The sequence below is a fragment of the Spirillospora sp. NPDC127506 genome, from assembly GCF_040302145.1.
Classification (GTDB): Bacteria; Actinomycetota; Actinomycetes; order Streptosporangiales; family Streptosporangiaceae; genus Spirillospora.
The window spans coordinates 55430-69079 of the sequence record NZ_JBEORG010000021.1; the positions used below are offsets into that span (position 1 = coordinate 55430).

At 72.5% G+C, this 13650-nt stretch carries 13 protein-coding genes and 1 pseudogene; 2 read left to right on the forward strand and 12 right to left on the reverse strand.

The genetic code is table 11. The features are described from left to right. Positions 1-129: 129 nt before the first annotated feature. Together ABTW95_RS20660 and ABTW95_RS20665 are read right to left on the reverse strand one after the other, a co-directional pair. Positions 130-825, reverse strand: a pseudogene (locus tag ABTW95_RS20660) (GTP-binding protein); the annotation flags it as partial. A 120-nt stretch (positions 826-945) separates the two neighbouring features. Further along, positions 946-1578: a GntR family transcriptional regulator gene (locus ABTW95_RS20665; RefSeq protein ID WP_396445643.1), complete on the reverse strand. Its 633-nt coding sequence runs from the start codon at positions 1576-1578 to the stop codon at positions 946-948. 80 nt (positions 1579-1658) lie between these two features. On the opposite strand from ABTW95_RS20665, the gene ABTW95_RS20670 reads away from it, so the two are divergent. Further along, a complete protein-coding gene (locus ABTW95_RS20670) occupies positions 1659-2507 on the forward strand; it encodes a DUF1932 domain-containing protein (protein WP_396445644.1) in 849 nt (282 codons plus the stop codon). Here ABTW95_RS20670 and ABTW95_RS20675 read toward each other — a convergent pair. The 5 genes from ABTW95_RS20675 to ABTW95_RS20695 form a co-directional block, all read right to left on the reverse strand. Further along, complete coding sequence (locus ABTW95_RS20675) at positions 2413-3360, reverse strand: catechol 2,3-dioxygenase (RefSeq protein WP_396445645.1); 948 nt, start codon at positions 3358-3360, stop codon at positions 2413-2415. The genes ABTW95_RS20670 and ABTW95_RS20675 overlap by 95 nt on opposite strands. Next, positions 3357-4382, reverse strand: a complete 1026-nt coding sequence (locus ABTW95_RS20680; RefSeq protein WP_396445646.1) for a 4-oxalomesaconate tautomerase — start codon at positions 4380-4382, stop codon at positions 3357-3359. The genes ABTW95_RS20675 and ABTW95_RS20680 overlap by 4 nt, the downstream gene beginning before the upstream one ends. A gap of 14 nt (positions 4383-4396) precedes the next feature. After that, positions 4397-5110 carry a 4-carboxy-4-hydroxy-2-oxoadipate aldolase/oxaloacetate decarboxylase gene (locus ABTW95_RS20685; RefSeq protein WP_396453749.1) on the reverse strand — a complete coding sequence of 238 codons (714 nt, stop codon included), beginning with the start codon at positions 5108-5110 and terminating at the stop codon, positions 4397-4399. After that, positions 5107-5847: a PIG-L deacetylase family protein gene (locus ABTW95_RS20690; RefSeq protein ID WP_396445648.1), complete on the reverse strand. Its 741-nt coding sequence runs from the start codon at positions 5845-5847 to the stop codon at positions 5107-5109. Before ABTW95_RS20690 ends, ABTW95_RS20685 begins: the two co-directional genes overlap by 4 nt. Positions 5848-6003: 156 nt before the next feature. After that, positions 6004-7224 carry a YncE family protein gene (locus ABTW95_RS20695; RefSeq protein ID WP_396453750.1) on the reverse strand — a complete coding sequence of 407 codons (1221 nt, stop codon included), beginning with the start codon at positions 7222-7224 and terminating at the stop codon, positions 6004-6006. 124 nt (positions 7225-7348) lie between these two features. On the opposite strand from ABTW95_RS20695, the gene ABTW95_RS20700 reads away from it, so the two are divergent. Further along, positions 7349-8026: a TetR/AcrR family transcriptional regulator gene (locus ABTW95_RS20700; protein WP_500227121.1), complete on the forward strand. Its 678-nt coding sequence runs from the start codon at positions 7349-7351 to the stop codon at positions 8024-8026. Positions 8027-8111: 85 nt separating this feature from the next. Here ABTW95_RS20700 and ABTW95_RS20705 read toward each other — a convergent pair whose 3' ends face one another. From ABTW95_RS20705 to ABTW95_RS20725, 5 genes are all read right to left on the reverse strand, one after another. Continuing rightward, positions 8112-8918 (reverse strand): VOC family protein, encoded by an 807-nt coding sequence (locus ABTW95_RS20705; RefSeq protein WP_396445651.1) that lies wholly within the window; start codon positions 8916-8918, stop codon positions 8112-8114. A gap of 122 nt (positions 8919-9040) precedes the next feature. After that, positions 9041-9808: a VOC family protein gene (locus tag ABTW95_RS20710; protein ID WP_396445652.1), complete on the reverse strand. Its 768-nt coding sequence runs from the start codon at positions 9806-9808 to the stop codon at positions 9041-9043. Positions 9809-9998: 190 nt separating this feature from the next. Further along, entirely contained in the window at positions 9999-10556 is a 558-nt protein-coding gene (locus ABTW95_RS20715; RefSeq protein ID WP_500227122.1) for a hypothetical protein, read from the reverse strand. A 111-nt stretch (positions 10557-10667) separates the two neighbouring features. Further along, the gene (locus tag ABTW95_RS20720; RefSeq protein ID WP_396445654.1) at positions 10668-11921 is read right to left on the reverse strand and encodes an alpha/beta hydrolase-fold protein; all 1254 of its coding nucleotides are present in this window, start codon (positions 11919-11921) and stop codon (positions 10668-10670) included. A gap of 146 nt (positions 11922-12067) precedes the next feature. Beyond that, positions 12068-13603 carry an FAD-binding oxidoreductase gene (locus ABTW95_RS20725; RefSeq protein WP_500227123.1) on the reverse strand — a complete coding sequence of 512 codons (1536 nt, stop codon included), beginning with the start codon at positions 13601-13603 and terminating at the stop codon, positions 12068-12070. Positions 13604-13650: the final 47 nt, after the last annotated feature.

Genomic DNA, 13650 nt, shown 5'->3' on the forward strand with positions numbered 1-13650 from the left:
CGGGGCCGCACGTCCCGTGCGGCCCCGGCCTCGGGGGGCTCAGCGCGCGATGATCTTCTCGGCGACCCGGGGCGGGACCTCGGCGTACGCCGCGAACCGCATCGTGAAGACGCCCCGGCCGGACGTCATGCCGCTGCGGACCTCGACATGGAACTCCTCCTTCAGGCGGTCGGCGAGGACCTCCAGATGAAGCTCGCCCATGCCGCCGATGACGGTCTGCCCGTCCTCGTCGCGGACCTGGAAGGACGGGTCCTCCTCCGACAGCCGGTGGACGGCCGCGCCCAGCCTCTCTGCGTCGCCCCTGGACTTCGGCTCGATCGCGGCCTCGATGACCGGGGCCGGGAAGTCCATGGACTCCAGGACGACCGGGTGCGCGGCGTCGCACAGCGTCTCGCCGGTGGCGGTCCGCTTCAGGCCCGTGACGGCGACGATGTCGCCCGCGCCCGCCGACCCGGTCTCCACCCGCTTGTCCGCGTGGACGCGGTAGATCTTGCCGATCCGCTCCTTCCGCCCCTTGGCGCTGTTGAGCACGGTGGCGCCAGGCGCCAGGCGCCCGGTGTAGACCCGGACGTAGGTGAACCGGCCGAGGTGCCGGTCGGCCGTGACCTTGAGGCAGGTGGTCGCGGCGGAGGTGATCGTGATGCCGCGGTCGCGTTCCTGCTTCATGTAGTCGAGCGCGGCGGCGCCGTCGTGCACCTCGCCGATGCGGCGGGAGACGCCGGTGAAGAACAGGATCCGCTCGGCGGTCGTCGTCTTGCCGGCGTCGATGTGCGCCATGATCCCGATGTTGCGGACCTTGGCGAGGGCAAGGGCGGTGGTTGTCATCGGGATCCTCTTTTTCGCTCGATGACGACCGCCGCAGGGCAAGATCGCCCGCTGCGGCAAGCGCGACGGTAACCGCCGCCGCCGCGCGGGCGCGAAGGGTTTTCCGCCGGGAGGCGCCGGTCAGGAGGCGGCGCCCGGGTCGACCTCCGGGAGGGTCTCGATGACGCTGCGCAGGTGGGCGCGGGCGGCCCGCTCGGCGGCGTCCGGGTCGCGGGCCGCGATCGCCTCGATGATGCCGAGGTGCTGCGGCAGCGAGACCTGCGGGCGGCCCGGGTGCATGGCGAGCCGGAACTGGTGGCGGACGTTCTGCGCGCGCAGCCGCTCCAGGACGCCCGCGGCCGTCCGCTGCCCGCTGATCTCCCGGACGCGGCGGTGCAGGCGCTCGTTCAGCCGGGAGTAGCCGAGCACGTCGCCGGAGTCGACGGCGGCGCGCATCGCGTCGCCGATCTCCCGCAGCCCGGCGGCGTCGGCGTCGGTGGCCCGCTCGGCGGCCTTGGCCGCGCACAGGCCCTCGACCACCATGCGGACCTCGCAGATCTCGACCGCCTCGGCGAGCGACACGGCGCGGACCCGGGCGCCGCGGTTCTGCACGCGCTCGATGAGCCCCTCGTTGGCCAGTTCGGCGAGGGCCGCGCGGACGCTGGCGCGGCTGGCGGCGAACTGCTCGGACAGGTCCGCCTCGATCAGCCGCTGGTTCGGGACGAACTGGCCGCTCAGGATCGCCTCGCGGATCCCGCTCGCCACATCGGTCACCGGCACTCCCGGATTGTCGCCATTTTTGTCGCTGATCTAGGGTAGCCGCGGCGGGAGGTCTCGCGCGGGAGGGGAACGGCATGCCGGCGATCGCGGTGCTGGGACTGGGTGAGGCGGGCGGCGCCATCGCGGGCGGCCTCGTCGCGGCGGGCGCCGTCGTGCGCGGCTACGACCCCGCCGTCGCCGTGCCGGACGGGATGGTCGCCTGCGGCAGCGAGGCCGAGGCGGCGGCCGGGGCCGATCTCGTGCTGAGCGTCAACAGCGCGCACGACGCCGCCGCGGCGCTCAGGGCGGGCGCCGGAGCGGTCGGCGGCGGCGCGGTCTGGGCCGACCTCAACACCGGCTCGCCCGGTCTCAAGCGGGAGCTCGACGCCATCGCGCGGGAGGCCGGCGTCCGGTTCGCCGATGTGGCGATCATGGCGCCGGTGCCGGGGCGCGGGCTGCGCACGCCGCTGCTGGCCAGCGGCGCCGGCGCCGCCGGCGTCGCGGGCGTCCTCGGCCCGCTCGGCGCCGACGTCGAGGTGATGGACGGCCCCGCCGGGCTCGCCGCCGAGCGCAAGCTGCTCCGCAGCGTGTTCTTCAAGGGGCTCGCCGGGTCGGTCGTCGAGGCGCTCGAAGCCGCGCGGGCCGCCGGCTGCGAGGAGTGGCTCCGCGCGAACATCGTCGCGGAGCTGACCGCGGCCGGCGAGCACACCGTGGACCGGCTCGTCGGCGGCACCTACCGGCACGCCGTCCGCCGCGCCGCCGAGATGGAGGCGGCCGCGGCCATGCTGGAGGAGCTGGACGTCCCCCCGGCGATGGCCGCCGCCAGCCGCGACCTGCTGCGGCGCCTGTCTAACCGACCGGCGGGGTGCCATGGGTGTGGAACGACTCGATCGTCTTCAGGCCCCACGCCTGGCCCTTGGCCCGCTCCGCCTCCGTCCAGGTGATCGTCTTCCAGTCCGGCGCGAGGACGAGCCGGGCGCACGGGTTGCACAGCTCGATGCGGTTGCCGCCCGGCTCGTAGACGTAGAGGAAGAACGTCTGCTGGATGGCGTGCTTGTGCGGGCCCGTCTCGATGAAGACGTCGTTGTCCAGGAAGATGTCGGCGGCGCGGAGGATGTCCTCGCGGGTGTCGGTGGCGAAGGCGATGTGGTGCAGGCGGCCGGTGGTGCCCGTCCAGTCCCGCGTGTAGACGATGTCGTAGGACTTGTTGGTGAACGTCATCCAGCGGGCGGCGATCGAGCCGTCGTCCAGCTGGATCTGCTCGGTGGCGTGCCCGCCGAGGACGTCCCGCAGGAAGTCGGTGCTCGGCACCACCTCGGCGGCCAGGAAGTTGACGTGGTCGAGGCGGCGGACGCACACGCCCATCGCCGGGTACGCCTGCGCCTGGTTCTTCAGTGACGGCGCCAGCTCCGGCGGCGCCTCGAACCACTCCGACTCCCAGTAGATCTCCAGCTCGTGGCCGTCGGGGTCGCGGAACACGTAGGTGGGGCCGAGGCCGGGGTCGCCGTCCCGCCAGCCGACGCCGAGCCCGGCCTCCTCGATCGCCTTGACGCGCCGGTCGAGGGCCTCCTGCGAGGACGCGCGCAGCCCGGTCCGCCGGATGCCGGACGTGCTGTGCGCGGTGAGCTTGAGCGTGTGGTGCTCGTAGTCGTCCCACGTCCGCAGGTACACCGAGTCGCCCTCGGCGCCGACCTCGGTGAGGCCCATGACGCGGGTGAAGAACCACAGGCTCTTCTCGGGCTCGGGCGTCAGCAGCTCGACGTGCGCGACGTGGGCGATCTCGTGCTTGATGCTCATCGGATACTCCGGGGGAAGACGGTGCCGTCGAAGAGTTTGCGGGCCGTCCGGACGATGCTGGCCCGCCGGACGGACGTGCCGTCCAGCTCGACCACCACGTCGAGCCGGCCGGCCGGGTGCTCGATGCCCATGGGCGCGCCCGGCGGCGGGACCTCGGCGAGGTCGCGGCCCACGGCGCCGTCGAGCAGCAGGGCGGTGGCGACGCTGACGGCGCCGAGGACGCCGATCGAGGTGTGCATGCGCAGCGGGATGAACGTGCGGGTGCAGATCATGCCGCCGGCGCGGGGCGGCGCGACGAGGGTGGTCTTCGGCACCGGCGCGGCCGCGACGTCGCCGAGGCCCATCAACTCGCCCGCCGCCAGCCGCAGCGACTGGATCCTGTCCCGCAGGCGGGACAGGTCGGTCTCGTAGCCGGTGGCGCCGAGGTCGGACGCGGCGGCGACCACGACCGGCATGCCGTTGTCGACGCAGGTGACCTCGATGCCGTCGATCAGGTCGCGGGGACGGCCGGTGGGAAGCAGCGCCCCGCAGGACGATCCCTCCGTCCCCGCGAAGTCCAGATCGATCCGCGCGGCCGTCCCGGGCACGCCGGAGATGGCGGTGCCGCCGTCGTAGTCCACGGCCCCGCCGGGTGTCGGGAATGTCGCGGTGGCCACGCTGCCGGAGTTCAGCATCCGGATGCGGACGCTCGTCCGGTCCCCGCCCGCCGGCACGAGCCCCCGCTCGACGGCGAACGGGCCGACGCCGGCGAGCAGGTTCCCGCAGTTCTGCCGGTCCGAGACCGTCGGTTCCTCGACGCCGAGCTGCAGGAACAGGTAGTCGACGTCGGCCGCGCCGTCGGCGGACGGCGACACCACCGCGACCTTGCTGGTCAGCGGGTGCGCGCCGCCGATCCCGTCGATCTGCCGGGGGTCGGGGGTGCCCATGGCCCGCAGCAGCAGGTCGTCGCGTTCGGCCGGGTCGGCGGGCAGGTCCTCGGCGAGGAAGTACGCGCCCTTGGACGTCCCGCCGCGCAAGAGCATGCAGCGCACCCCGGTCATGAGCCGCGCCCGGTCTGCTCGGCGTAGCGGGCGTAGTCGACGTACTCGATGCCCAGCTCCGGGAGCCGCTCGCGCAGCCCGTACCGGTCGAGGCCGAGCTCGCCCCGCTGGAACGCGGCGCGGGTCGCGGCCTCCTTCTCCTCCCGGGCCTGCGCCGCCTCGACCGCGGCGGCGGCGGACTCCCGCTCGACGCGCACGACCCCGTCGTCGTCCGCGAGGATCACGTCGCCCGGCCGGATGAGCTGCCCGCCGATCGCGACCGGCACGTTCACCGCGCCGGGCGTGGCCTTCACCGTGCCCTGCGCGCTGACGGCCGCCGACCAGACCGGGAAGCCCATCGCGTGCAGTTCCGCGACGTCCCGCACCCCGGCGTCGATGACGAGCCCGCGCACGCCCCGGTGCCGCAGGGCGGTCGCGAACAGCTCGCCGAACATGCCGTCGGTGGACGGCGAGGTGGTGGCCACCACCAGCACGTCGCCGGGGCGGCACTGCTCGACCGCGACGTGGATCATCAGGTTGTCGCCCGGCCAGGACAGGACGGTGACCGCCGTCCCGGCGATGCGCGACCCGAGGTGCACCGGCCGGATCGACGGCCCGAGGTACCCGGTGCGCCCCATGGCCTCGTGGACGGTCGCGACGCCGTACCGGGCGAGGGAGTCGACCGCGGCGGCGTCCGCGCGCGGCGGGTTCGTGACGACGACGGTCCTCATGCCAGCTCCGTCGTGGTCTGCGGGTACAGCCGGACGAACGCCTCGGCCCGCGTGTCGTGCGGCAGCCCGAGGTTCGGTCCCGCGTTGCGCTTCAGCTGCACGCCGCGCCGCTTGGCCAGCTCGGTGTAGTAGTCCCACATGTGGACCTGCGCGGGCAGGCACTCCATCGCGGCGCGCTTCCTGTCGAACACGGACGTGATGTCCAGCAGCACGTCGGGCTTGAAGTCGCACTGCTCCGGCTGGTGCGGCTCGAAGAGGAACACCGGCGGCGCGCCGAGCGGCTCCCCGGGCGCGTCGTAGCCGATCGCCTGGGCGAGCACGCGGGCCTGCAGCGCCATCCGCGCCGCCGCCGGATGGTCGCCGTTGTACGGGTCGGCGAGGGTGTGCGTGAGGACGACGGCCGGCACGAACTCCCGGTAGATCCGCACGAGCCGGTCGACCAGCTCCTGCGACTCGACGAGGGGGTAGTCGCCGGCGTCCAGGAACTCGATCTCGGCGCCCAGCTCCGCCGCGGCGGCCTCGGCCTCGGCCCGCCGCAGCTTCTTGATCTCCTCCAGCCGCTTGCCCTCGCGCCAGGCGCGCGCGGACTCGCCGCGCTCGCCGTAGCTCAGGCACACCACCTTGGCGCGGTCGCCGCGCGAGGCCGCCAGCGCGATCGCGCCGCCGGCGCGCCAGACGAAGTCGCCCGCGTGGGCGCTGACGACGAGCAGCGGGCTGGGAGAGGCGGAAGTGCTCATGCCGGTACCCTCCACCTTGTCACCCAAATTGTCAACAATTCTGGAGACAAGTCGCCGGCGCCCCGCGAAAAGCAGGAGGCCACCGCGGGGGCCGCCGGATGTGGGTGGCGGCGGGCCCCGCGGCGGCCGGTCGGCCGGGCCGGTTCGGCGGGCGGGTCAGCCCTTGGCCGGGTCCAGGGACGCGATGGCCTCGGGGGTGAGCTTGGCGGCGCGCTCCCGCTGCGGGAAGCGGCCGACGTCGATGCGGGCGACCTCCCTGGCGGTGCGGTAGTCGACCACGGAGACCTGGTCGTCCTCGGCGAGCGAGACGAAGCAGTCGTGGCCGTTCGGGCTGGTCTGCGTCCAGTACGGCAGGGCGTCGGCGGCGTAGGTGACGGTCCCGTCGGTGGTCAGGCCGGGGCGGGAGACGATGGACACGTAGTCGTCGATCGTCCCGGCCACGCACAGCTTGGACTCGTCCGCGTTCATCGCCATGCCGTGGTGCGCGGAGTTCTGCGGGTAGTCGTCCGGCTTCATCTTGGCGGCCTTCTCGCTGAACGGCATCTTCACCGTCCGCGTGATCTTCCCGGCCGCCAGGTCGTACTCGACGAACCCGTTGAGGTAGGACAGCTGCGCGTACATCGTCTTGTTGTCGCGGGTGAACACCGCGGGGCGGATCCCGTACTCGAAGTTGTACGTGCGCAGCCTCTTGAACGTCCTGGCGTCCACCGCCGTGACGGACCGCGCCCCCTTGAGCGCGTTGAGGATCTTGGGGAGCGAGGTGATCCCGATGCTGGAGTTGTAGAGGATCGTCCCGTCCGGCGAGTAGTCGTTGGCGTGCGGGTAGGTGCCGGTCGCGAAGCTGGTCTGCAGCTGCCCGGTCGCGGTGTCGATGACCTCGGCCTTGCTCGCGGTGGTGGCCGAGACGATGAACTGCCGGCCGTCCGCCGACAGCGCCGCGTGGTCGGCCTTGAAGCCCTCGGTCTTGTGGCGCCACAGCATCCGCTTCGTGGCGATGTCGAACGCGACCGCGTCCGACAGCGCGCCCCGCGAGATGTAGAGCGTCCTGCCGTCCGGTGAGACGGCCATGTCGTCGACGAGCTTGCGGTAGCCCTGGGCGGCGTTGACGGCCTCGTAGCCGATGCGCTCCACGACCGTCATCGAGTTCAGGCGTTCCTGCAGGTCGGGGACGACGTTGATGGAGCCGAGGTTCTGGTAGGTGGCGGTGTCGATGAAGCTGACCGTGCCGCCCTGGCCGTTGCCGACGGCCATCACGTCGCGCAGCGCGGCCGTCTCGGCGGGCTGGGCCTGCGCGGGCAGGGCGCCGGACAGCGCGGTCGCCGCCAGGACGGCGCAGCCGAGCAGTGCGGTTCGTCTTCGGAGACTTCGGGAAGGCATCGCGTCCTCCAGTGGGGGTGGGGTCTCCAGTCTGAAAACGGCCGTGTTCGGACTTGGTTACTGGACAGTAATCCAGGGTGGGGTACGGCACAAGACCCAGATGCGGGAAAATGCCGTCCGGGTCGTGGGGAGGAGCGAGGTGGCGGGCAGGCGCGCACAGCCGACCGGCAGGTACCGGGGCAGATCCGCGGCCGAGCGGCGCGCCGAGCGGCACCGCAGGTTCCTGGACGCCGGGCTGGAGATGTTCGGCCGCGGCCCCGGCTACCGGGGCACGACGGTCGCCGCGCTCAGCGAGAAGGCCGGCCTGTCCACCCGCCAGTTCTACGAGGAGTTCAAGACGCTGGAGGACCTCCTCGCGGAACTGCACCTCGAGGTCAACGACGCCGCCGAACGCGACGTCGTCGCCGCGCTCCCGTCCGTCCAGGGCCTCGACCTGGCCGAGCGCACCGCCCGCCTCTTCCGCGCCTACGCCGCCAGCATCACCGCCGACCGGGCCCGCATCCGCATCGCGTTCGTCGAGATCGTCGGGGTCAGCCCCCGCATGGACCGGCAGCGGCTCACCCGCCGCGCCCGCTGGGTCGACTTCATCTGCTCCGAGGCGGCCGCCGCCGCCGAGCGCGGCGAGATCCCGGACCGCGACTACCGGATCGCCGCGACCGCCTTCATCGGCAGCATCAACGGCCTCCTGCACGACTGGAGCGCCGGCTGGGTCGACGCCACCCTCGACGAGGTCATCGACGAGCTCGTCCTGATGCTCCTCGGCCGCCTCTACGCCCCCGACCGCGACCTCCCGGCCCCCTGACGGCGGTCCGCGGGGCGCGGCCCCGCGGCGGGCGCGGTCAGGGGCGGGCGCGGTCAGGGGCGGGCGCGGTCAGGGGCGGGCGCGGTCAGGGGCGGGCGCGGACGGCGGCGCGGTCCTCGACGGCCGGGGTGAGGAGGGCCAGGCGGGCGTCGGTCGGGTCGGTGATGACGGAGAAGCGGCCCGGCTTGATGTCGGTCGGCGGGATGTGCACGCGCCCGCCCAGCTCGGCCGCCGCGGCGGCGGACTCGTCGCAGTCGGACACCCAGAAGTAGGGGATCCAGTGGGCCGGGTAGCCGGGCGGCCAGTGCTCGTCCATCGGGACCATGCCCGCCACGGACCAGTCGCCCACCTTCCAGTTGATGTAGACGGGACGGTGGTAGTCGCGTTCCACGGACCTCCAGCCGAAGACCTCGCCGTAGAAGCGGCGGGCGCCCTCGATGTCGCGGCAGGCCAGCTCCACCCAGCACATCGCGGCCGGCTCGTCCACGACGCCCGCGCCCTGCAGGTGGTACGGGTACCAGAGGGCGAAGTCGGCGCCCTCCGGGTCGGAGCACACGGACAGCTGCCCGAGGTCGGCCACGTCGAGCGAGTCGACCAGGACCAGGCCGCCCGCCCGGCGGACGGCGTCGAGCGAGGCCGCCATGTCGGCGGTGCGGAAGTAGCACGTCCACGAGGAGGGCAGGGAGTCGTCCGCGAGGGTCTGCATCCCGGCGACCTCCGGCCCCTGGACGCCGCCGAGAGTGAACATCTCGTACTCGCCCATGTCCGAGGTCAGCGTGTAGGAGTACCAGCCGAACAGGTCGCAGTAGAAGTCCTTCGACCGCTCCGGGTCCGGGCTGGCCAGCTCCGCCCAGGTCGGGAAGCCGGGGGCGAACGAGGTCACCTCGGGCATCGCCGGCCCCTGACAGCTCGCATGCCGGCGGCACTGGGGAGGCGGGCGCGATCTGCGCCGTCGTCGGGAATCATCAAGATCATCCAAAGGTCGGCGGGTCCACAGCTGTACGTCCGGCCGGGTCAGCGGCGGGGATGGAACCTCCTCGCGGCCTCCCGGCTCGGCGCGAGGACGGCGAAGCGGGCGCCGGTCGGGTCCGTCAGGACCGAGAAGCGGCCGTTCTCCATGTCGCTCGGCGGGACGCGGGTCCGCGCGCCCAGCTCGACCGCGCGCGCGGCGGAGCCGTCGCAGTCGGACACCCAGAAGTACGGGATCCAGTGGGCCGGGTAGCCGGGCGGCCAGCGCTCGTCCATCGCCACCATGCCCGCCACCGGCCAGCCGTCCACCTCCCAGTCGGTGTAGACGGTGCCGTAGTAGTCGCGGTCGACGGCCTTCCAGCCGAACACGGCGCCGTAGAAGCGGCGGGCCTCCTCGACGTCCCGGCAGGCCAGCTCCACCCAGCACATCGACTCCGGCACGGCGGCGTCGGGCGTCAGCTCCGGGTCGTGCGGCTCCCACAGTGCGAACTCGGCGCCCTGGGTGTCCGCGCACAGCGCCGCGCGCCCGATGTGGGCGATGGTGGCGGGCTCCATCAGCGGCTGCCCGCCCGCGGCCTGGACGGCGTCCAGCGTGGCCGTGAGGTCGCCCGTGTAGAAGTAGCACGACCAGGACGGCGGCTGCGTGTCGTCGGTCAGCCGCTGCATGCCGGCGACCCCCGGGCCGTTGATGTCGCGGAGGGTGAAGACCACGTAGTCGCCGTAGCCGTCGGTGGCCAGCGTGTAGGAATACCAGCCGAACAGGTCGCCGTAGAAGCGGCGCGACACCTCGACGTCCGGGCTGGCGATTTCCACCCAAAAGGGTGTTCCGAGGACATAGCCCTTTGCCTTGCCCCCCGCCGGACTTTCGCCGCGCCGTCCGTTCACTGCGTCCATGAGCCTCACGCTAGGGACGGGTGCGCAATCTCCATGACGCAGCCCGCAAGCAGACGTGCCAAAGTGAGCCCAATATTCGGCAAGCCGTACCGTTTTCGCGGCGCGGCGTTCAGGTGCTCACGACCGTCTGGAGGAGGCCCCAGACGAAATGCGCGACGTAGGCGCCGCCGTCGGGCATCGTGATCGTCGCGTGCCAGCGGCTGGGCGCGTCGCCGTCCTGGTGGGCCACCGCGCCGAACCGCGCGTCGACGTCGCCCACCACGCACGACCAGGGGACGAGGTCGTCGGCGGTCGTCAGCTCCGGCACGGGGACGCCGTCGTCGCGGACGAGCCACTCCTGCACGACCGAGCCGTCCGGCGCCATCATGATCTCGAAGCGGAGGCCGGGCCACAGCGGCAGCGGCGGCCACCACGCGGTCTCGCACGCGACGTCGCCGATCCGCCGGCCGGCGGCGCCGGCGGGCGGGCCGAGGACGGCCTCGTAGCGGCGGCGGCCGCGCGGGAACGTCCGGGACCGCAGGATGCGCTGCCAGCGCGCGTTGACCTCCCGCATCTCGGTGCGGGACGCGCCGAGCGCGCGCATCGCGTCCTCGACGAGGCCGGGCTGGTAGTCGGCCATGCGGCGGAGCAGCACGAGCTGGAACTCGCGCCGCGCGAACCCCTTCACCCCGGCCACGCTACCCGGCGCGCCCCGAGCCGGGCCGGGCTGTGCAGGAACGGGCCGTGCGCGGCCACCGCCCGCCGTCCTCCTCGGCGGCGAACCGGGCCGGCGGCCCGGTCAGGACTTGCCGGCGCCGATCGTGGCGGCGATCTTCGGCCAGCTCGCGGCCAGCTCCCGCTTCCAGTACTTCCAGTTGTGCATGCCGGGCCCGTACAGGTGCGCGGTGACCGGGATGCCGGCCTGCTTCGCGGCGGCGACGAAGTTCTCGTTCATCGTCCCGGCGAGCTGCTCGCCGATCCGCCCCGCGTCCAGCGGCGGGGTGTCGGGGTTGTCGAAGGGGCCGGGCTCGCCGTTGCCGGACGAGACGTAGACGCCGATGCCCTTCAGCTTGGCGACGTTGACGGTGGCGTCGTGCGCCCGCCAGTTCGCCCGCGCGGTGATCGGGTCGCCCCAGATGGCCGTGCCCGCCTGCCGGTTCATGGACGTCAGGATGACGGGCATGCCCGGCGCGGTGATGTTCAGGGCGCCGCTGTAGGACGCGGCGTACTTGAACGTGGTGGGGTGCCGTTCGGCGTAGGTGATGGCGCCCTGCCCGCCGGACGACAGGCCGATCGCGGCGCGCACCGACCCGGCGTGGAAGTTGCGCTCCATCAGCGGGATGACCTCGTCGATGTGGAAGGTCTCCCACTTGGGGATGCCGCCCTTGCCGCCGTTCCACCAGTTGGTGTACGAGCCGTTCCAGCCGCCCTCGGGCATCACGACCATCGCGTTGTACGGGCCGATGACCTGCTCGATGTCGGAGTCCTTCGTCCAGGACGTGTAGTTGTTGTTGCCGCCGTGGTAGGCGTACACGACCGGCCACGTCTTGGTGGTCTTGGACTTCCAGCCCTTGGGGATCATCACCCGGGTCTTCACGGCCGCGCCGAGCGCGGGCGAGGCGATCGTCACGTCGAAGATGCGCGAGTTGACCTTCTTCACGCCGGTGATCGCGGCGCCGTCCGGGGCCTTGGCGTACTTGCTGGACGTCGTGCCCGGCGGCATGTGCGGCTTCTTGCCGTGGCTGCCGCTGTCGGTGTCGGGGTTGCCGGGGCTCGGCGAACCGCCGCCCGTCTTGAACGGGTTGGTCCCGAGCGGGACGCTCGGCAGCTTCGCCGGCTTGGGCGACCCGCTGGGGGACGCGGAGCCCGCGGGCGCCGACGGCTGCGTCGCCGGTCCGAACGAGGGGATCGCCTGGGAGTTGCCGGACGCCTCCGACTTGCCGGTCGGCACGCCGATGCCGGCCTGGGCGAGGCCGACCATGACGGTGGGCAGCACCACGGCCGCCGCCGCGGTGCCCGCAATGGCGATCTTCCTGTCGGTACGCTTCTTCATGGACTCCCCAGCCGCCCGGGCCGCCCCCGGCCCGACGCTCTGCTCGTCCGGTAGAAACTACTGTCCCGGGCGTCACAGCCGCAAGTATTGGCAACGAATGCAATAAAGGTGAGACAAGGCGTCCGCGACCGGCGTCGCGGCCCTGCTCAGGGGCGGATCGACTGGGCGTGCCGGAACACGTTGCACGGGTCCCAGCGGCGCTTGACCTCCTGGAGTTTCGCGTAGGCGTCCTTGTAGTAGAGCGTCTCCCACGACTGACCCGACTCGTTCCAGCGGCGATCACCGAGATCGGCGTCCGGATAGCCGATGTAGCAGCCGTCCGTGGTCTCGCCGCCCGCGACGGGCACACCGCCGGTCGCCGCGAACGTCGCCTTGTAGGCGTCGCGTATCCAGGCGATGTGCGCGTCCTCCCCGCCGTCCTGCTCCGCCCAGTAGACCTGGTACTGCACTTTCAGAATGGAGTCGCGCTGCCTCGCCGCGGTCGGGTGCGGCGGCCTGTTGACGGCGCCGCCGTACGAGTCGACCTGAATGAGGGCCTGCCGATTGGCGTAGTCGGTGTACCGCTCATTTCCGAGATAAGCCCACATCGCATCGATCTGCTCGACCGTGAACGGCTTCCGCAGATAGGCGGACTTGTACTTGCCGCAGCGGTTCCCGCCGCCGGAGCCGAGCGCCCGCGCCGCCGTCAGCCACGGCATCGCCCGCGGAACATCGAGGTGGACGAAGTGCTCCCCCATCACCGACCGCATCTTCGTCGCGGCGGGCCCGATCCGCCCGTCGACGGCCGCGATGAACTCCGCCATCGCCCGCGGGCCGTCCGGGTCGTCCGCGTCCACCTGCGCCAGGAGCCCGATCTGCCCGTTGCTCACGTGGTTGAGCTTCAGCATCGCGAACAGCTTCCCCGCCGCGGTCGACGGGTTCTGATGGTCGCGGAAGTACTCCCCGAACGCGGTCACCAGCGCGGCGAACTCGTCCTTGGTGAAGTCGCTCCAGTCCCACGCCAACGCCGCCAGGAGCACTTGTCCCGGCGGCTGCGGAAGCCCCCGGAACCAGAACCGGGTGACCAGCCCGAAGTTCCCTCCCCCGCCCCCGGAATGGGCCCACCACAGCCCGCACAGCTCAGAGTCCCGGTCGTCGCGCCGGGCCACCACCAGCCTGACGTTCCCGTCCTCGTCGGCCACCGCCACCTCGACCGCGTAGAGGTAGTCGACGGTCAGCCCGTGCTGCCGCGACAGCAGCCCGAACCCGCCCGCCGGGACGTGCCCGCCGAGCCCCACCGAGAAGCACGCCCCGCCGGGCAGCGCCTTCCCGCTGACCGGATACAGCCGGCCGTACACATGCCAGTTCGTCGCCCCGGCCTCGACGCAGTACGCCTTCATGGACTCGTCGTAGGACACCCCGCACATCGGGCTGACGTCCAGGATCACCCGCACGTCCTCACCGCACACGAAGTCCTCGTAGCAGTGCCCGCCGGACCGAACCGTGATCCGCGTCCGCGCGGGGTCCGCCGGCTCCTCGCCGACCGCCTCCGCGAGCGCCGCCCTGGCCTCTTCGGGCGTCCGCACGAGCCGCACGTACTCCGGCGCGGCGACCCACCGCTGGTTGAACCCCCGGCTGAGCGCCGGATACCGCTTGTCCCCGCCCCTCACGACCGTGGCCGGCACCGCCGAAAGCCCACTCATGCCCCACGCCCCCGCGCACCTGGAAGAAAGGCCCCGGAAGAGCCTTC